16 protein-coding genes and 1 tRNA gene are annotated in these 18,017 nt (G+C 70.2%); 6 read left to right on the top strand and 11 right to left on the bottom strand.

Annotation, left to right across the window (positions count from 1 at the left end; translation table 11 throughout):
* Positions 1-331: 331 nt before the first annotated feature.
* The 3 genes from MMB17_RS11940 to MMB17_RS11950 all read left to right on the top strand — a co-directional run bounded on the left by MMB17_RS11940 (position 332) and on the right by MMB17_RS11950 (position 3,922).
* Positions 332-1,624, top strand: coding sequence for a metallophosphoesterase family protein (locus tag MMB17_RS11940; RefSeq protein WP_241102062.1), 1,293 nt, complete (start codon positions 332-334; stop codon positions 1,622-1,624).
* A 74-nt stretch (positions 1,625-1,698) separates the two neighbouring features.
* Positions 1,699-2,970: an arsenic transporter gene (locus tag MMB17_RS11945; protein WP_241102063.1), complete on the top strand. Its 1,272-nt coding sequence runs from the start codon at positions 1,699-1,701 to the stop codon at positions 2,968-2,970.
* A gap of 22 nt (positions 2,971-2,992) precedes the next feature.
* On the top strand, positions 2,993-3,922 hold the full coding sequence (locus tag MMB17_RS11950; protein ID WP_238311602.1) for a DMT family transporter: 930 nt from the start codon (positions 2,993-2,995) through the stop codon (positions 3,920-3,922).
* A gap of 101 nt (positions 3,923-4,023) precedes the next feature.
* Here MMB17_RS11950 and MMB17_RS11955 read toward each other — a convergent pair.
* From MMB17_RS11955 to MMB17_RS11970, 4 genes are all read right to left on the bottom strand, one after another.
* Positions 4,024-4,113 (bottom strand) — tRNA-Ser (locus MMB17_RS11955).
* Between the two features lie 160 nt (positions 4,114-4,273).
* Positions 4,274-5,113: a class II glutamine amidotransferase gene (locus MMB17_RS11960; protein WP_241102064.1), complete on the bottom strand. Its 840-nt coding sequence runs from the start codon at positions 5,111-5,113 to the stop codon at positions 4,274-4,276.
* 133 nt (positions 5,114-5,246) lie between these two features.
* On the bottom strand, positions 5,247-7,016 hold the full coding sequence (locus tag MMB17_RS11965) for an N-acetylglutaminylglutamine amidotransferase (protein ID WP_241102065.1): 1,770 nt from the start codon (positions 7,014-7,016) through the stop codon (positions 5,247-5,249).
* 151 nt (positions 7,017-7,167) lie between these two features.
* Positions 7,168-8,493, bottom strand: coding sequence for an APC family permease (locus MMB17_RS11970; RefSeq protein ID WP_241102066.1), 1,326 nt, complete (start codon positions 8,491-8,493; stop codon positions 7,168-7,170).
* A 236-nt stretch (positions 8,494-8,729) separates the two neighbouring features.
* Between MMB17_RS11970 and MMB17_RS11975 the strand changes: the two genes are divergently transcribed.
* The 3 genes from MMB17_RS11975 to MMB17_RS11985 all read left to right on the top strand — a co-directional run bounded on the left by MMB17_RS11975 (position 8,730) and on the right by MMB17_RS11985 (position 11,012).
* A complete protein-coding gene (locus tag MMB17_RS11975) occupies positions 8,730-10,097 on the top strand; it encodes a glutamate--cysteine ligase (protein WP_241102067.1) in 1,368 nt (455 codons plus the stop codon).
* 160 nt (positions 10,098-10,257) lie between these two features.
* Positions 10,258-10,665 carry a hypothetical protein gene (locus tag MMB17_RS11980; protein ID WP_241102068.1) on the top strand — a complete coding sequence of 136 codons (408 nt, stop codon included), beginning with the start codon at positions 10,258-10,260 and terminating at the stop codon, positions 10,663-10,665.
* A 74-nt stretch (positions 10,666-10,739) separates the two neighbouring features.
* The gene (locus tag MMB17_RS11985) at positions 10,740-11,012 is read left to right on the top strand and encodes a sulfurtransferase TusA family protein (RefSeq protein WP_241102069.1); all 273 of its coding nucleotides are present in this window, start codon (positions 10,740-10,742) and stop codon (positions 11,010-11,012) included.
* A 197-nt stretch (positions 11,013-11,209) separates the two neighbouring features.
* Here MMB17_RS11985 and MMB17_RS11990 read toward each other — a convergent pair whose 3' ends face one another.
* The 7 genes from MMB17_RS11990 to MMB17_RS12020 form a co-directional block, all read right to left on the bottom strand.
* Entirely contained in the window at positions 11,210-11,395 is a 186-nt protein-coding gene (locus MMB17_RS11990) for a twin transmembrane helix small protein (RefSeq protein WP_241102070.1), read from the bottom strand.
* Between the two features lie 71 nt (positions 11,396-11,466).
* Entirely contained in the window at positions 11,467-14,151 is a 2,685-nt protein-coding gene (locus MMB17_RS11995; protein WP_241102071.1) for a TIGR02302 family protein, read from the bottom strand.
* A gap of 117 nt (positions 14,152-14,268) precedes the next feature.
* Positions 14,269-15,537 (bottom strand): diaminopimelate decarboxylase, encoded by a 1,269-nt coding sequence (gene lysA / locus MMB17_RS12000; protein WP_241102072.1) that lies wholly within the window; start codon positions 15,535-15,537, stop codon positions 14,269-14,271.
* A gap of 104 nt (positions 15,538-15,641) precedes the next feature.
* Positions 15,642-15,992 carry a hypothetical protein gene (locus MMB17_RS12005; protein WP_241102073.1) on the bottom strand — a complete coding sequence of 117 codons (351 nt, stop codon included), beginning with the start codon at positions 15,990-15,992 and terminating at the stop codon, positions 15,642-15,644.
* Between the two features lie 81 nt (positions 15,993-16,073).
* A complete protein-coding gene (locus tag MMB17_RS12010; RefSeq protein WP_238311591.1) occupies positions 16,074-16,352 on the bottom strand; it encodes a 3',5'-cyclic-nucleotide phosphodiesterase in 279 nt (92 codons plus the stop codon).
* 178 nt (positions 16,353-16,530) lie between these two features.
* Complete coding sequence (locus tag MMB17_RS12015; RefSeq protein ID WP_241102074.1) at positions 16,531-17,265, bottom strand: Atg14 domain-containing protein; 735 nt, start codon at positions 17,263-17,265, stop codon at positions 16,531-16,533.
* A gap of 144 nt (positions 17,266-17,409) precedes the next feature.
* A complete protein-coding gene (locus tag MMB17_RS12020; RefSeq protein ID WP_238311589.1) occupies positions 17,410-18,009 on the bottom strand; it encodes a DUF1134 domain-containing protein in 600 nt (199 codons plus the stop codon).
* Between the last annotated feature and the right edge of the window lie 8 nt (positions 18,010-18,017).

Here is an 18,017-nt window from a genome sequence, read left to right on the forward strand (position 1 = left end):
ATTGAGGGGAGGCCGACTGGAGGCCCTGCGGCGCAAGCACGCCCGGTATCAGCGATTTCAAGTAGATGGATCCGCCAATTCTTTTGCGATCTCTCCGGTGTTGCTGGTTTCGAGGCTATATTCTTTATTTCGTTTGCGATCACAGATTTGTGATGGATCGTTCGGGAACGAGGCCGGCGGCCGCAACTTGAGCCGCGGCTGCGCATCGTAGCGCTGCGTCCCGGCAGGGCCGGGGCAATCAACGACGGAGCCTGCGAGATGGAAAAGCGGAGCCCCTGTCCGGCCTCCGGCAGCCTGTTCGTGTGCACCGTCGTGAGCTCGGGTGCCTGAGATGGCCACCGCGAGCCCGAAGGCGAAAGCGAAAGGACGCGATCCCTTCGTCGCCCTGCATGTCGGCGACCTTCACCTGACGGGCCGCAATCAGGCCAATGCCCGTGACCTCGCTGCCATCCTCGACCAGATCGCGGGGATCGCGCCCCGCGACGCCTTCGACTTCGTCTATTTTCCCGGCGACATCGCGGAAGACGGGCGGGCTGGCCAATACGCGGTTCTACAGGCGGCCCTGAGGAGTCATCCGGCTCTGCCCATCCGGTTGATTCCGGGCGATCACGACCGCCAGCACGGTTCGATGAGCGCGTTTCACGAGCTGTTCCTGGCCGTCGCGGGAAGCCGACAGGGCGGCCGGCACGATCCGGTCATCAACGTCCTCCCCCAGCCTGAGGTCGAGCAGGACGTTTCGCAATACTACTATGCCGAGACATTCTCGGGCGTGCGCTGCCTGTTCCTGGACATGGTCAGCGCCGGCTTCGGCCGCAAAGGCATCGGCCTCGACTTCCGCCTCGGCTGCCCGCAAACCGACTGGCTCTCGGACGAGATCACGGCCGCGGCCGATCGTGGGCAGCCCTGCGCCGTGTTCATGCACACCTATCCTGACGACCTGCGCGTGCTGGGGGATCGACTGGACGTTGCCGGGCTGATCTGGGAGGGCCGGGTGCGCCTCGTGGAGATGGGCCACACCCATTACAACGAGTTGGCGCATGACGGGCGCACCCTCTACGCGGCGGCGCGCTCCGTCGGCCAGAATGAGGACGGCTCGGTCGGCTACGCGGTCCTGGCCATCGACGGCCCCGTGACGAGCTGGCGCTTCCGGGCGCTGGACCGGACGCCGCCCTTCGTCCTGATCACCAGCCCCGCCGACTGCCGGCTCGCGACCCGGCCGGCCACGCCGCTGAGCAGTGGAATGACCCGTGATGCACGGGGACGCATCCGTGTGCGTGCTCTCGTGCTCTCCGACCGGGAGCCGCTCGTCTGCCGCTGCCGTGTCGACAGGGGGGCCTGGGTTCCGATGAAGCGCGTCTCGGCCCGCAGCTTCGAGGCCCGGATCCCCTGGCCTCCGGGCGCGAGAAGCCTCCAGGTCGAGGCGGCGGACGCGCGCTGGTCTGGACACGGGCCGGATTTCGTCGACACCGACGTGATCGAGCCGCCCGACATGGCCGCCTGTCCCCTGGGTGAGCCGCCCATCCCCGACCGGCCGGGCAGCGATGCTTTCCGGATCCGGGCCTGGCTTCAGAAGGGCGTGCGCGGCGACCAGCTCGGCCCCAACCGGGCCGGACGCCAATGGTAAGCGGCACGCTCCGAGACACCCGCGCCGGCCATGCGCCGGCCACTCACCCTTCCCGATGACGAGAGACGACGATCGTGGCTGCCGCCTGGGGGCTTCCCCTCCACCTGACGACCTGGATCATCGCCGCACTGGCGACCCTCGGCGTGATCTTGCGCCCCTTTTCCTGGCCCGAGGCGATCTGGGCGGCCTTGGGCGCCCTCCTGCTCGTCGTCCTCGGCCTGATGCCCTGGCAGGTGGCCCTGCAGGGCGTCGCCAAGGGTACCGACGTCTACCTGTTCCTCGTCGGCATGATGCTGCTCTCGGAGATCGCCCGGAAGGAGGGGCTGTTCGACTGGCTCGCCGCCCATGCTGTGCGGGCCGCTAAGGGCTCGGCGACCCGGCTGTTCCTGCTCGTCTACGCCGTCGGCACGGTGGTGACGGTGTTCCTGTCGAACGACGCTTGCGCCGTGGTGCTGACGCCCGCCGTCTTCGCCGCCACCAAGGCGGCCGGGGTCAAGGAGCCGCTGCCCTACCTGTTCGTCTGCGCCTTCATCGCGAACGCCGCCAGCTTCGTGCTGCCGATCTCCAACCCCGCCAACCTCGTCGTGTTCGCGGAACACATGCCCCCTCTCGGGCGCTGGCTCGCGACCTTCACCCTTCCCTCCGTGCTGGCCATCGTGGCGACCTATGTCGCCCTGCGCCTCACCCAGAGCGCGCGGCTCAAGGGCGAGACGGTCGCCACCGACGTCGAGACACCCGGCCTCGTGCTCGGCGGCAAGGTCGCCGCCTTCGGCATCGTCGCCACCGGCGCGGCGCTGATCGGCGCCTCCGCGGCGGGTCTCGAGCTCGGCCTGCCGACCTTCATCGCCGGCCTCGCCACCAGCCTCGTCGTCCTCCTGATCAACCGCGGCGGCCTGGTGGAGGTCGTGAAGGACGTGTCCTGGAGCGTGCTGCCGCTGGTGGCGGGCCTGTTCGTGCTTGTCGAGGCGCTGGAGAAGACCGGCGTCCTCAAAATGCTTGCCGACCTGTTGCAGCGGGCCGCGCAGGGCGATCCCGACGCGACCGCCTGGGCCGGCGGGGCCATCGTCGCCTTCGGCTCCAACCTCGTGAACAACCTGCCCGCGGGCCTCCTGGCGGGTGCGGCGGTTCAGGCGGCCCATGTGCAGGAAAAGGTCGCCGGGGCGATCCTGATCGGCGTCGATCTCGGGCCGAACCTCTCGGTCACCGGCTCCCTGGCGACCATCCTCTGGCTCACCGCGATCCGCCGCGAGGGCGAGGACGTGTCGGCCTTCGCCTTCCTGAAGCTCGGATTCCTCGTGATGCCGCCGGCCCTCGCCCTGGCACTCGCCGCTTTGATCCTCGTCTGATTCCGCCCCGGAGAGTGCCCGCGTGACCGCCGCCCTGCTCTATCCCTTCATCATCGTGGCGGGCGCCCTCCAGGCGCTCGGCAATTCCATGAACGCACAGCTGCGTGGGCGCCTGGTCAACCCGTTCCTGGCGGCCTCCGTCTCCTTCCTGCCCATCGTCTTCGTCTTCGCGACGCTGTTCCTGCTGATGCCGACGCCGCTGCCGAGCCTCAACAGCCTCGCGGCCATGCCGTGGTACGCGCCGCTCGGCGGCGTGGCGGGCGCGGTGGCGGTGTTCGGCGGCCTCGCCTTCGTCGACAAGGTCGGCGCCGGCCCCTTCAACGGTCTGACGCTGACCGCCAACATCCTGACTTCGCTGGCGATGGATTCCCTCGGCCTCTTCGGTCTGCAGGGCGGCGGCTTCAAGCTCATGCCCTGGCTCGGGGGCCTGCTCATGGCTGTGGGCGTGACCTTCATCGCCCGGGTCACCCCCGACAAGGGAGCTGCGAAGGAGGCCGGCCATGGCCTGAACCCGAGGCTGCTCTACCCCTTCATCGTCGTCGCGGGCGCGCTCCAGGCCATCGGCGTCGTCTGGAACGCGCAGCTGCGCGGTGCCCTGGTGAACCCGTGGCTCGCGGCGCTCGTCTCGTTCCTGCCCGTGGTGTTCGTCTTCGTGCTGGTCTTCCTGCTGCGCCCGAAGCCGCTGCCGCAGCGAAGCGACATCGAGGGTGTGCGCTGGTGGATGCCGCTCGCCGGTCTCACCGGCGCGGTGGCGGTGTTCGCCGGCCTGCTCTTCGTCGACAAGGTTGGCGCCGGCGCCTTCAATGGCCTCCTGATCACCGCGAACCTCCTGACCTCGGTGGCGCTCGACCATTTCGGCTGGGTCGGCATGAAGCAGGTGCGGGCCGGCCCGTCGCGGCTCGGCGGCGCCGCGCTGATGGTGGCCGGTATCGTCCTCATTTCGCTCTTCTGACGAGCCGGAGGCGATGCGGATCGGCCCGTATCCCGAAGGCCGTGACGGGCTCGGGGGCTCATGTCATCGAGGGGGAATGACGTTGCGATGGGAAGAAGATCTGGCGGAGGGAGCGGGATTCGAACCCGCGATACCGTTGCCGGTATACACACTTTCCAGGCGTGCGCCTTCAACCACTCGGCCACCCCTCCTGATCCGAAGGCCGGTCGGGGGCTGGCGGCCTTTTGGGGCTGAGCCTCGCTGCGAACCGGGCGGCGGATCCGGTGCGTCTACAGGCGGGCGGCGCCGCTTGCAAGCCGTGATCGGCCTTCCGAATGGGATTGCATAAGCGCTTCCGGCAGGCCGACGCGCTCAGGCGCTCGCCTGAAGCTGCAGGCGGGGCAGGCCGGCTCGGGGGGCGAGGCCATAATCCTGCAGGCCGACGATCTCGACCCGCTCGTCCTTGCGGGCGATCAGCACGCTGTTGCCCGGCACGGGGACCCAGGTGGCGTGGTCCTGGTCGAGGGGCTCGGAGGCCACCACCACGCCGTCCTCGGACTGGCGGTAATACAGGCTGTTGGCGGGTTCGTTGGCGGCGTAGCGGAAGGCGTACAGGTCGCGGCCGTCGGCGAGCGCCGCGGTGAAGCGGAAGGGCAGGCCGCCATCGCTGCCGCCCACCAGTTCCGTCAGGGCGGAGAGCATCCGCACGGTGGCCTCGACGGGGTCGTGGTGGGGCTCCGGCCCCATCAGCCCGCTGCCGAGCAGGGCGAGGAACATCGCCTCCGAATCCGTGGAGCCGGCACGGGCCGGATAGAGCTCGTCCGGGATCAGCGCTTCGATCGGCCGTCGCAGACGGGCCCAGTCGGCGATGTAGCCGTTATGCATGAACAGCCAGGGCCCGCAGGCGAAGGGATGGCAGTTCGGCCGGGTGATCGGCGTGCCGGTGGCCGCCCGCACATGGGCGAAGAACAAGTGCGAATGCAGGTGGCGGCACAGGGAGCGCAGGTTGTCGTCCGACCAGGCCGGCTGCACCTCGCGATAGCGGCCCGGCTCCGAATGGTCGCCGTACCAGCCCAGCCCGAAGCCGTCGCCGTTGGTCGCCGCCGTCGATTCGAGCGCCTTGATGCTCTGCGAGACGAGGGAATGGGCCGGCTCGGTGACGTAATGCTCCAGCGGGATGGTGCGGCCCCGATAGGCGATCCAGCGGCACATGCGGGTCGATTCCCTCGTCGTCCGGCCTCAGGCCGCCGCCCTTCGGCGACGATCGTGGAGAAACCGCGTCAGCTTGAGCGCGGGCGATTTCCCCGGGCGGCCTGCCTGCCGGGGCAACGCGGTCGGTGCAGGATCAGATGCCGTGGCTCTGCAGCCAGGCCTCCAGCAGCGCGACCTGCCAGAGCTTGGAATTGCCCTTCGGTGTCAGGGTCCCGTCCGGGTCGGCCAGCAGGTGGTCGACATAGGCGCGGTTGAACAGCCCCCGCTGCCGGGCCGCCGGCTCGTCGAGCACGTCGCGCACGTAGTCCAGGAACGGGCCGCGGATGTGCTTGAGGGCGGGAACGGGAAAATAGCCCTTCTTCCGGTCGATCACCTCTGCGGGCACCACCGCCCGGGCCGCCTCCTTCAGGATGTGCTTGCCCTCGCCCTTCACCTTCAGCTCCGCCGGGATTCGGGCGGCGAGTTCCACCAGCTCGTGGTCGAGGAAGGGCACCCGCGCCTCGAGCCCGCAGGCCATGGTCATGTTGTCGACCCGCTTGACCGGATCGTCGACGAGCATGATGCGCTGATCGAGCTCCAGGGTCTTGTCGATGGCGCTCCGGCTGTTCGAGGCGGCGAAGAACGCCGCGATGTAGTCGCGGCTATCATCGCCGTTCACGAAGTCCGGGGCGAGCGCCTGCTTCATCTCCGCGTGGTCGCGGTCGAAATAGGCTTTCGCGTAGTCGCCGACCGGATCGGTCGAGCCCATCAGTTTCGGATACCAGTGATAGCCGCCGAAGACCTCGTCGGCGCCCTGGCCGCTTTGGATCACCTTCACGTGCTTCGATACTTCCTGCGAGAGCAGCAGGAAGGCGACGGCGTCGTGGCTCATCTGCGGCTCGGCCATGGCGTGGATCGCGAGCGGCAGGGCGTCGAGGGTGCGGGCGCCATCGACAACGAGCTTGGTATGGTCGGTCTCGAATTCCCGGGCGATGATGTCGGAATACTTGAACTCGTCGCCCTCGACGCCGTTCACGGCGTCGAAGCCGACCGAAAACGTCTTCAGGCCGGTCTGCCCCTTCTTCGCCAGCAGGGCCACGATGATCGAGGAATCGAGGCCGCCCGAGAGCAGCACGCCGGTCGGCACGTCGGCGATCTGGCGGCGCTCCACCGCCGTACCGAGGGAGTCGAGCACCGCGTCGCGCCAATCGGCCTCGCTCATCCCGCGGTCCGCGTCGCGGGGGCCGATGGTGAGCGTCCAGTAGGTCTCTTCCCGGCGTTCGCCGTTGGGCTCGATCGTCAGGATGGTGGCCGGATGCAGCTTGCGCACGCCCTTCAGGATGGTGAGCGGCGCCGGCACGCCCGCGTGCCAGCTCATGTAGTGGTGGAGCGCGCGCGGGTCGATCGCGGTGTCGACGTCGCCGGCCGCCAGGAGTGCGGGCAGCGAGGAAGCGAAGCGGAAGCGCTTGCGCGCCTCGCTGTAATAGAGCGGCTTGATGCCGAGCCGGTCGCGGGCAAGCACGACGCGGCCGGAATCGCGCTCGTGCACGGCGAAGGCGAACATGCCGAGGAAGCGCGTCACGCAATCCTTGCCCCAGGCATGATAGGCCTTGAGCACCACCTCCGTGTCGCTGGTCGAGAAGAAGCGGTAGCCGATCGCCGTCAGCGCCTCGCGCAGGGCCGGGTAGTTGTAGATGCAGCCGTTGAAGACGATGGCGAGCCCGAGTTCGGGATCGACCATCGGCTGCTGACCCGCCTCCGACAGGTCGATGATCTTCAGGCGGCAATGGCCGAAAAGCACCCCGCCCTGGCCGTGGATCCCTCCGGCATCCGGCCCGCGCGGGTGCAGCTCCCGCATCATCGCGCGGATCGCCGAGGGATCGGCCGCGCCGTCGAAGCTGATCTCTCCGCAGATGCCGCACATCGCTCACGCTCGCCTTCGGTGGCCGCCCGAAGGGACGAACCTCGACCGGCAGAACGGGAGCGCGCGCCGGGTGTTCCCATCCGTCCGCGATTGCCCCGGCATGGGATCGCCCGCGCGATGTCCGGGCCTGCCCGCCCGTTCAGGCCGGTTTCTAGGCTTCGCGCGGTGTCGCGCGGCGGACGAGGGCGAGGCCGGCGCCCATCCAGGCAAGCACCAGGAGCGGCCAGAGCGGGCCGGGCCAGGCGGGCGGTGGGTAGAGGCTGTTGAGGAGCGGCCAAGCCAGGAGCAGACTCCCCGCAAAACCCGTCACGCTCCAGCCCCAGCGCCGCTCCCGCGCCGCCAGCACGCCCTGGGCGAGGCCCACGGCCACGTAGACAAGAATGAGCACCAGGGTGGCGGTGGTGGCACAGGCCTCGCTGAAGGCCCGCGATCCGGCGAAGCTCCCGAAGACGATCAGCAGGAGCAGGTTGAGGCCGCCGACGAATCGGATCGCGGTTCGCGGCGCCCCGTGGGCGGGATCGATCTCGGCGAAACGGGCCCCGAGGCCGGCCCCGCCCAGCGCGTAGAGGATGCGGGCTGCCGCGGTCGCCGTGCCCAGCGCGCAGGCCAGCGAGCTGACGCCCGCGGCGAGGTCGAGGAAGATGCCGTAGCTCCGGGAGAGGTAACGCTCGGACAGCGTGTCGAGCGGTGCGGGCGCCGTGCCGAGGGCTTCGATGCCCATGCGCCCGTAGCCGAGCACCTGCGCGTAGGAGACGAGCGCGTAGAGCAGCGTCGCTGCGATCAGCGAGCCGAGGATTGCGCGGGGAATCGCCCGATGCGGGTCGCGGGTCTCTTCGGCGACCGTCGCCGCGCCTTCGAAGCCGGCGAGCGAGAGCACGGCGAAGACCATGCCGAAGCCGAGCCCGGAGAGACCGCGCGCCGGATCGGGCCGGAACGGCTCGGCCGTCAGCGGCACGCTCGCCAGGATCACCCCGGCCAGAACCACGATCGCCAGCACCGCCGCCACTTCGATGGCGAGCATCACCGCCGTGGCCTGCCGGATCTCCCGGCCGCCCAGCACGATCACCAGGGTGCCCCCGGAGAGCGCGATGGCGAGCCAGAGCCAGGGATGGCTGAGGCCCAGATGCGCGAGCCCCACCGCGAGGAAGCCGCCGATCAGCGAGGTCGCAGAGGCGAGGAAGGCAAGATAGGCGAGCAGCAGTCCCCACCCCGCCACGAACCCCCAGCGCCGGCCGAATACGGCGCCGACATAGGCCTGGGCCGATCCGGCGCTCGCGATCCGGCGGCTGAAAGCGACGAAGGAGAGGCCGATCAGCCCCATCGCCGCCCCGCCGACGAGGAAGGCGAGCGGCGCCGCCTGTCCCGCTGCCTGCACCGACAGGGAGACGTTGAAGGCCATGGCGAGTGTCGGCGCGATGATCGCCAGGGAGAGCGCGAAGGCCTGGAAGCCGGTCAGGGTGCGCCGAAACTGCCTCATGCGATCGAGGGTTGTCGCGTGGGCGCCCGATGTCACCCCCTGCCGGGAGCCTGCGAGGCGTGTCCTTGGAGCCATGCTTCCGGTGTCGTTCACCTATGCGAAGCGCGGCCGCGTTGTCCGCACTTGAAGCCTCCTCTATGGACACGACATTCCGAGCGGCCGCCGCCGGTCACCGCCCGGAGGCGGGCTCCGGCGCGTCCGTCTTCAACGATCGACGTTTCCCGGCGAGGCAGCGCATGGCGCGCGATACGTCCGACACCACCCCGCTCACCACGCGGGACGAGCTGATCGAGTGGTTCTCCGCCGGGGAAAAACCCGCGGATTCGTTCGCCATCGGCACCGAGCACGAGAAGGTCCCGTTCTATCGCGCGACCCGACAGCCGGTGCCCTATGGCGGCGACACCGGCATCCGCGCCCTGCTCGAAGGGCTCGGCCGCGAGACCGGCTGGGAGCCGATCCTCGATGCGGGCAACATCATCGGGCTCGCAGGCGCCGAAGGCGGCGCGATCTCCATCGAGCCCGGCGGTCAGTTCGAGCTCTCCGGCGCGCCGCTCCCCGACGTGCACGCCACCGTGGCCGAACTTTCCGAGCATCTCGCCGCGGTGAAGCGCGCCGCCGATCCCCTCGGTATCGGTTTCCTCGATCTCGGCATGAGCCCGAAATGGACGCGGGAAGAGACCCCGCTGATGCCGAAGAGCCGTTATCGCATCATGCATGCCTACATGCCGAAAGTCGGCAGCCTCGGCCTCGACATGATGCTGCGCACCGCCACCGTGCAGGTGAACGTCGATTTTTGCAGCGAGGCCGACATGGCCCGCAAGATGCGCGTCAGCCTCGCCCTGCAGCCGATCGCCACCGCGCTCTTCGCCAACTCGCCCTTCACCGACGGGCGCCCCAACGGCTTCCTCTCCCGCCGCTCGGAGATCTGGCGCGACACCGATGCCGACCGCACCGGCATGCTCGCCTTCGCCTTCGACGAGGGCTTCGGCTACGAGGCCTATGTCGACTGGCTGCTCGACGTGCCGATGTATTTCGTGAAGCGCGGCGAGACCTATCACGACGTGGCCGGCGCTTCTTTCCGCGACCTGATGGCCGGCCGGCTGGCGCAATTGCCCGGCGAGCGCGCCACGGTCTCGGACTGGGCGAATCACGCCTCCACGGTGTTCCCGGAGGTGCGGCTCAAGCGCTTCCTGGAGATGCGCGGGGCCGATGTCGGCGACGCGGGGATGATCGCGGCTCAGGCCGCCTTCTGGACCGGCCTGCTCTACGACAAGGCGGCCCTCGACGCGGCCTGGGATCTAGTGAAGGGCTGGAGCGCTTCGGAGCGAGAGGCGATGCGCTCCGGAGTGCCTCGCCTCGGCTTCAAAGTCTGTATCGACGGGCGCTGCCTCGGTACGGTCGCGGCAGAGGCCATCGCCATCGCCCGGCGGGGCCTGCAGGCGCGGTCGCGCCGCGACGCCTCCGGTCGCGACGAGACAATCTACCTTCAGCCCTTGGAAGAGATCGTCGCCGCCGGCCGCAGCCATGCGGAGGATCTGCTCGCCTCCTACGAGGGACCCTGGGAGCGCTCCGTCGATCCGGCCTTCGACACCTGCACGTTCTGAGGCGCGCTTCCGTCCCTTTTCCTCCCCTCCCGCCTGCCCGTCATGTGCGGTTCGGCACCGGAACCGCGCGCCCGCGCGTGAGGCAGGCGCAAACACAGGAACGGTTTGTCATAGGTTATCGTTTGTGGGGTGGAAGATTCACTGACGGAGTTCTGCTCCCATGTCGCGCATTCGCACCTTCGCCGTCGCCGGCCTCGGCGTCGCGGCGATGACCTTCACCACCCTCGTCCCCGCCCAGGCTGCGCCGCTTCCCGCCGCGGGCAAGGGTCTCGTTGGCGGCGCCAACGGCACCGTGGACCAAGTCCATTGGCGCCGGGGCTATTACGGCGGCTACGGCTATCGCCGCGGCAACGTCGGTGGCGCTCTCTTCGCCGGCGCTGCCCTCGGCCTGATCGGCGGCGCCCTCGCGGCGAGCGCCGCCCGCCGGGACTATTATTACGGCGGCTACGGCTACCCGGCCTATGGTTACGGCTATTACGGCCGTCCCGTCGGCTACGGCTACTACGGGCGCCCGGTGGGCTACGGCTACTACGGCGGCTATCCGGGCTATTACGGCTGGGGCTACTGAGCCGCCCTACGGACGCTTCGATCGCGCCCCGTTGCCCTCGAGGCGGCGGGGCGTTTTCATGCTATCGGGCCGGCATGCCCTCGGCTGACGCCCCCGCCCTCGAACTCGACCTCGTCGGCCTGCGCTGCCCCCTGCCGGCGCTGCGCACCCGCAAGGCCTTGCGGGGGTTGAGGCCGGGCCAGCGCCTCGTCGTCCGCGCCAGCGATCCCCTGGCCGGCCTTGATATCCCCAACGCCGTCCGGGAGGAGGGGGATCGGGTCGAGGACCAATCCCGTGAGGGGGCCGTCTTCCGCTTCCTCCTCCTGCGGCTTCCCCGTCCGGGCGAGGCGAGCCACCCCGCCGCCTGAATGCGCAGCCACCGGCTCCCTTGTCATCGCGCGGCGAGGATGGATCGGCGTGCGGACACCCTCCTCATCGCTGCATTGCCGTGCCCGACGAAGGGAGGCGCCGGCTGCTTCGCACCGCACCGCGTCACCCCTCGTGAGCGGTTCCTCGCGCCATGCCACAAGCGTGAAAAACGCGCGGATCTGTCGATGCCCCTGCCTCAGGCGCCCCGCCACCAGATGACGCCCATGATGAACAGGATGGCGAAGAACTGAAGCAGCACGCGCAGGCGCATCAGTTTCTGCGAGAGATTCGCGCTGCCCCCGCGCAACATGTTGACGAGGCCGAAGAGCAGCACGATGGCCACCGCGAGGCAGGCGATCAGGACGAGGGTGTCGGCAGACATCGGGAGTCGGATCTCTCGCGGTGGAGGCGGCCGCGCTTATGCCATGCGCGGCGGCGAAGGGCAGGAGCGCGTCAGTTCCGGCGCAGCAGGCGCTCGAAATAATCGAGCTCCTCCTGGGGCCGGGTCGGGTCGCCGAGCTTGCGCCGCAGCTCGTCCATGATCCGGCGGGCGCGCTGCACGGCGGATTCGTCGGCGTTGGGCACGCGCACCCGGCCGTTCATGTCCCGCCCCTTGGTCGGGCGGCCGAGGGGATCGTCCTCGGAGGAGCTCGACTGGCCCTGCTGGCCGGGATTGTCGCTGGGCTGCTGGCCTTCCTGCCCCTCGCCCTCGGCCATCTGTTGCATCTGCTGCTGCATGCCCTCGGCGCCCTTCTTGAGGCCTTCGAGGGCGCGGCCCTGGGCGTCGACGGCGCGGCCGTCTTGGCCTTTGCCCAGCGCATCCTCCGCCTCGCGCATGGCGTCCTCGGCATCGGAGAGGCCCTGCTCGCCCTGCAGGCCCTGTTCCTTCATGCGGCGCTGAAGGTCTTCCAGGCGCTGGCGCAGGGCCTGCTGGCGCTGCCCCGACCCCTGCTGGCCCTGCTGCGATGGGCCGTTGCCCTGCTGTTGGCCCTGCTCGCCCTGGCCGTTCTGGCCCTGCTGCTGCTCCGGCTGGCCCTGGGTCCGGCCCTGGCTCCGGCGCGGCTGCCCCTGGCGCTGCTGGCCGTCCCGCCGCTCCTGGCCTTCCTTGAAGGTCTGGTCGCGCAGCTCCTGCTGGTCGCGCGACATCTGGTCGAGCTCCTGCATCTGGCGGTTCATCTCGGCGCTGGACTGGTTCTGGCGCTGGCCGTTCTGGGCGCTCTGCAGATTCTCCAGCACGTTGCGCAATTCCTCGAGCAGGCGCTGCGCCTCCGCGGTGTCGCCCCGGCGCATGGCCTCCTGCATGTCCTTGAGCATCTTCTGCAGGTCGTCGGGGGTCACTGTCTTGGCGTTGCGCTGATTCTGCTCGGCCTGCTGCTGGCGCTGCGATTGCGGGTTCTGCCGCTGCTTGTCGGCGAACTCCTTCATGAACTTGTCCAGCGCCTGCTTCAGATCCTGGGTCAGCTTGGCGATCTCCTCGTCGGAAGCGCCGCGCTCGATCGCCTCCTTGAGGCGGTCCTGGGCCGCCCGCAGGGCCTTCTCGGCGTCGGAGAGATCCCCGTCCTCGATCTTGAGGGCCATCTCCCAGAGCAGGTCGGCCACTTCGATCAGGTCGGCATCCTCGTCGGCGGCGCGTAGGCGCCGGGTCGCGGTCTTGAGGCCGAGGAACACGCTCGGCTGCGGCGTGAAGCGGTCGGGGGCGATCAGCAGGGCATCGAGGGCCGTCTGCACCCGCTTGCGGTCCTCGTCCGGCGCCGTGACCAGCCGCCGGCGCTCCTCGGCCAGCGCGCGGGCCAGGGGCTGGGTGAAGGGCCGCTCGGGCAACACGACCTCGGTGGGGGCGGTGCGCCCCTCCTGGCCGGCCTCGTCCTTCACCACCAGGGAGAGCCGCACCCGCGCCCCGGACCAGGGATTGTCGGTGAGGTCGATCAGCGTTTTCACGTCCGCCTCGCCCGAGGGATCGCCGGGCAGGGCCAGGGACAGATGCGGCGGCGGCACCAGGGAACGGGTGCCCTTCAGCGGCTCCACGATCCCTTCCGCGGAGGCGATGCCGTAATCGTCCTTGGCGCGGTAGGTCAGGTTGAAAGTGCCTCGGCCATTCGCCTCCAGGCCGCCGATCTGGCGTACCTCCGGCGGCTTGTCGGGGATCGCCTCGATCACGAGGCGCCGTGGTGCGGCGCCGGGCGTGGCCACGGAGAGCTCGGCGAGGCCGCCGGAGAGCCGGAAACGCTCCTCACGCAGGTCCGAGCGCGCCTCGCTCGGGGCCGGCACACGACCGGATCCGGCGGGGGCGGAGGCCGCCCCCTTGGCGTCCTTCTCCTTGCCGTTCCCCTCCCGGGTCACCGGTATCAGGGCGGCGTTCGGGGTCAGGGTCGCCTCGCCATGCCCGGCGATGCGCACGATCAGGGTGGAATTGACCGGCGCGCGCAGGCGCTGCTCGGTCTCGGCGGCCGCGCCGCTCATGGTGACGATGAGCGGCGGCAGCCGGGTATAGAGCGGCGGGTCGATCCAGCCGTCGATGCGGAAATTCGGGGCGGAGGGCGGCGGAGCGCGCCAGTCGAAGGCCGCGCCGACGCGTTCGCGCCATTCCGGGCCGGCCACGAAGAAGGCGGCGAAAGCCGCCACGATGACGCCCGCGCGCAAAGCCACCGGATCGTGGCGGGGCATGTCCGGTCGAGGCGGGCCGACCCTCAGCCGCGCGATCCGCGCCGCGGCGCGGCGCTGGTGGAGCGCCCACAGGGCCCGCGTCGCCGGGTCCGTCTGGCCTACGGCGAGGGTGTCCTCCAGGGTCGAGGCCGGATCGTGGGACAGGCCGCCTGCGCGCGCCGCCTCCCGGTCGAGGCGGGCCAGCGCCTCGCGCCGGTCGGGGCGCCCGACCCGCAGGAGCGGCAGGGCGGCGGCGGCGAGGAACAGGGCGAAGAGGGCAAGCCCGGCGATCCGGGCGCTCGGCCCGAGATCGAGCCAGAGCCCGAGCCAGGAGCAGGCCAGGAACAGGAGCAGCACCCCGAGGCTGCGCCAGAGGACCGGCCAGACCCGCTCGATAAGCCCCGCCGCCCGTGCCCGGGCGACGAGCCGGTCGAGGCGCGCCGCGGGCGTCGCCCCGTTCTCGGTCTCAGGCCGCTTCCGAAAGACCCCTGCCATCCGTCCGTGGCTCCCACCGGGGCCGCACGCCTCGCGCAGCCTGCCCGGTCATCCAGGCTAGCATGGTGCCGGGCGGCTTCCGCCGGGTCAAATCAGCCCGGTCCGCGCGGTGTCCGCTCAGGTCAGCCAGTCCGGCAGATGGTCGAGGCCGATCAGGTCCTGGTAGGTCGGGCGCGGGCGCACGATGGCGGCCTTGTCGGCGCGCACCAGCACCTCGGGCACGAGGCGGCGGGTGTTGTAGGTGCCGGACTGGACCGCGCCATAGGCGCCCGCCGTCATCACCGCGAGCAGGTCGCCCGGGGCGACCTCGGGCATGTCCCGGGACAGGGCGAGGTAATCGCCGCTCTCGCAGACCGGGCCGACCACGTCGGCGACGATCCGGGGCGTGTCGGAGGCGGGCTCTGCCACCGGGCGCAGAGCGTGGAAGGCCTCGTAGAGGGTCGGGCGGATCAGGTCGTTCATCGCCGCATCGACGATGACGAAGGTGCGGCCCTCGCTCTTTTTCACGTAGATCACGTGGGTGAGCAGGATGCCCGCATTGCCTGCGATCATCCGGCCGATCTCGAAGACCGGGCGCAGGCCGAGCGGCTGGAAATGCGGGCGCAGGATCCTGGCCAGCGCCGCCGGGTCCGGCGGGGGCGCGTTGTCCTCGCGATAGGGGATGCCGAGGCCCCCGCCGAAATCGATATGGTCGAGCGTGTGCCCCTGGGCCATCAGTGCGCGGGCGAGTTCGGCGAGGAGCCGCGCCGCGTTGTCGAAGGGCGTCAGGTCTGTGATCTGACTGCCGATATGCATGTCGACGCCGGTGACGGCGATGCCCTTCAGGGTGGCGGCATGGGCATAGACCGTGGGCGCCCGGGTGATTGGGATGCCGAACTTGTTCTCGTACTTGCCCGTGGAGATCTTGGCGTGGGTGCCGGCATCCACGTCCGGGTTCACCCGGATCGAGACCGGCGCGCGCTTGCCGAGGGACAGGGCGACCTCGGAGAGCACGTCGAGCTCGGGCTCGCTCTCCACGTTGAAGCAGTAGATGCCGGCCTGGAGGGCCGCAGCCATCTCGTTGCGGGTCTTGCCGACGCCGGAGAAGACGATCTTCTTGGGGTCGACCCCGGCCGCCAAAGCCCGGTGCAACTCGCCCTCGGATACGATGTCCATGCCCGCGCCCTGGCGGGCGAGGGTGGCGAGCACCGCCTGATTGGAATTCGCCTTCATCGCGAAGCAGACCAGGGCGTCGTCGCCCGAGAACGCCTCCGCGAACACGCGGTAATGCCGCTCCAGCGTTGCCGTGCTGTAGCAGTAGAAGGGCGTGCCGACCTGGGCGGCGAGCGCGGTGAGGTCGACCTCCTCGGCCTGGAGGCGGCCGTTGCGATAGTGGAAATGGTGCATCCGGCGTCCGAACTCGCTTCCGCCGCGGCTGCGGCGGCGGCGAGATGCCTAAAGCATATCCTGGCCGCGGGGCCAGGGCTGCCTCACGCAAAAACGCGCTGTGGCTAAAGGATCGGGTCGAGGATGAAGGGCTGCTTCGGGATGGTGTAGCCGCGTTTGGCGCCCTTGCTGGTGCGCACGGGCGGGCCGTCGCCGCCGGGTGCGGTGGCGGAGGGGCCGAGCTCGTCGCCCTCGCGCACCGCGTCCGGATCCGCCGAGGCCGAGCCGCCGCCGATCCCGACGCTGTTGGGCAGGCTGCGCGGCGAAGCCGGCGTCGTCGTCCCCGACCCCTCCGGCCGTGCGGAGGCGGTCGCGTCCGGCGGCTGGAGCGAGCCGCGCCGGCCGCAGGCCGTGCAGGCGAGCAGCGCGAGGCCGGCGGCGGTCAGGAGCGTCAGGCGGTGCAGGCAGGCGGGCATCAGAGGGTCCGGCTTCTCGACGGGCATGAGCTTAGCCGTTGCCGCTCGCCGAGGCGAGCCCGCGGATGCAACGCCGCCGTCTCAGCTCTTCTTGCGCGGGGTGGTGGCGCCCTGGGGGTGATAGGCGTCGATGGCCCGGCGGCAGTTCTCGGAGAGCTTCGCCCAGTTGGTCTTGAAGCAGGCATCCGTCGCCGGATCGTCCGGATCGAGATTGCCGCAATAGGACAGGTAATCCCCCGTGCAGTATTTCTTGAGGGTCTCGTTGCCGCGCTTGGACTGCGGCTCGGCCAGGGCGGACCCCGCGAAGAGCAGGGCGGTGCCGGCGAGGGCGGCAGTGAGCGGCGTCAGCTTCAAGGCCATGGGCAGTCTCGATCGTTCTTCTCTGCGAACGGGGAAGGAAGATCCCCGATGATGCCGGGGCGTGTTCGAAACAAGGCGCACGCGGGGTCGTGGCAAGACGATCCGTGAGGATGCGCTGCTTACGGGTCCCCGTGCCCGACTGCAAGTAAGCTCACGAAAGCGGGAGCGGAAGGAGCGGCTACCCGCGCGCCGCGGCGAAGGGGGTGGCCACGGGCAGCCTGTCGCGGTGGGCGAGGGCGTCGGCGACCTCGGTGATCCGCGCGCGTAGCGCGGCGTGATCGTGGTCGGCATCGGCGTCCCGCACCTCGGAGAGCATCCGCTCGGTGGCGTCGAGGCGGGCCAGTAGGGCCTCGTGCTCGGAGAGGGGCACTGCGGTGCCTGTCCCGTCCCCGCCGAGCTGCGCCGCAAGGTCGCGGCGGGCGCTCTCGCGCTCGCGCCGGGCGCTGCGCAGATCGTCGAGGAGCTCGCGATGGGCCGCTTCCAGCGCCTGCAGGGCGGCGAGGCCGACATCATGGTCGCTCCGCAGGGCGGCGAGGTCCTTGTCGAGTCCGTCGATGCGGGCGAGAGCCGCTTCGATCTCGGCCTTGCGGGCCTGCAACTCGGCCTCGCGCTCCTCCACCCGTCGGGCCATGGCGGCGGTCTCCAGGGTGCGCGCGCCGATCGCGGCCATGTCGGCCTGCCGTTTCGCGCGGGTTTCGTCGACCTTGCGCTCGAGCCGGCGCTGCAGCACCGCGAACTCGGCCCGCAGGGCGTCGCGCTCGGCGGCGATCTCGCTGGTGGAGAGCGGCAGCGCCGCCTCCATGCGGCGGCGGGTCAGCCGGGCGGCGCGGGCGCTGACGGCGGGCAGCACGAGGAGGGCGCACAGGCTCGCGAGCAGGAACCCGAGCGCGAAGCTCATCACGGTCTCGATCACGCGGGCTCGCTCTTCACCGGCTTCGCGATAGGCTCACACGCGACGCCCGGCGGGCGGTCACTCGCGCGAGGTTGCGGGCCCGTTGTGCCCGCGATCCCGATCCCGAGGCAAGCCTTCCCCGTATCGTCCGGGGCGCCGATACAATCAGAAGGGATTCCAGGTCGGGTTCGCTGTGAATTTCAGATAGCCCACATTGATGCCGAGCCGGGCGCCGACGCCGGTGCGGATCGGCACCACGACCACGCCGTCATTGGTCACGGCGGTCATGCCGAAGCCGCCGATGAAATAGGCGGAGCCGTTCACCCCGCCGAAGCGGCGGTAGAGATCGCGCACCGAGGGCAGGTTGTAGACGAGCATCATGGTCCGCGCGCCGTCGCCGCCCACGTCGAAGCCGAGGGAGGGGCCCTGCCAGTAGACCCGGCGCTGACCGGCATTGCGGGTATAGAGCGTGCCCTCGCCGTAGCGCAGGCCGCCGACGAAGGCCCCGGAGGCCTCCTGTCCGAGGATGTAGCCGTTGGGCTCGCCCCAGCGGCGCGTGGCTTCCTCGACGGTGAGGGCGAGGCCGCGGGAGACGCTGCCGAAGAAGCGGTGGCCGTTGTCGACGACCTCGGAAACACGGAAGGAATCGGGCCGCGACATGTCCTCGCCGACCGCCAGGGCCGGAACGCGGGAGAGGGCGAGCCCTGCCACGGTGGCGGCCAGCGTCGTCGCCAGGCGGCGGCGGGTGATCGGTTCGTCCTGCATCTCGGTCC

This window comes from Methylobacterium organophilum (assembly GCF_022533465.1).
GTDB lineage: Bacteria > Pseudomonadota > Alphaproteobacteria > Rhizobiales > Beijerinckiaceae > Methylobacterium > Methylobacterium organophilum.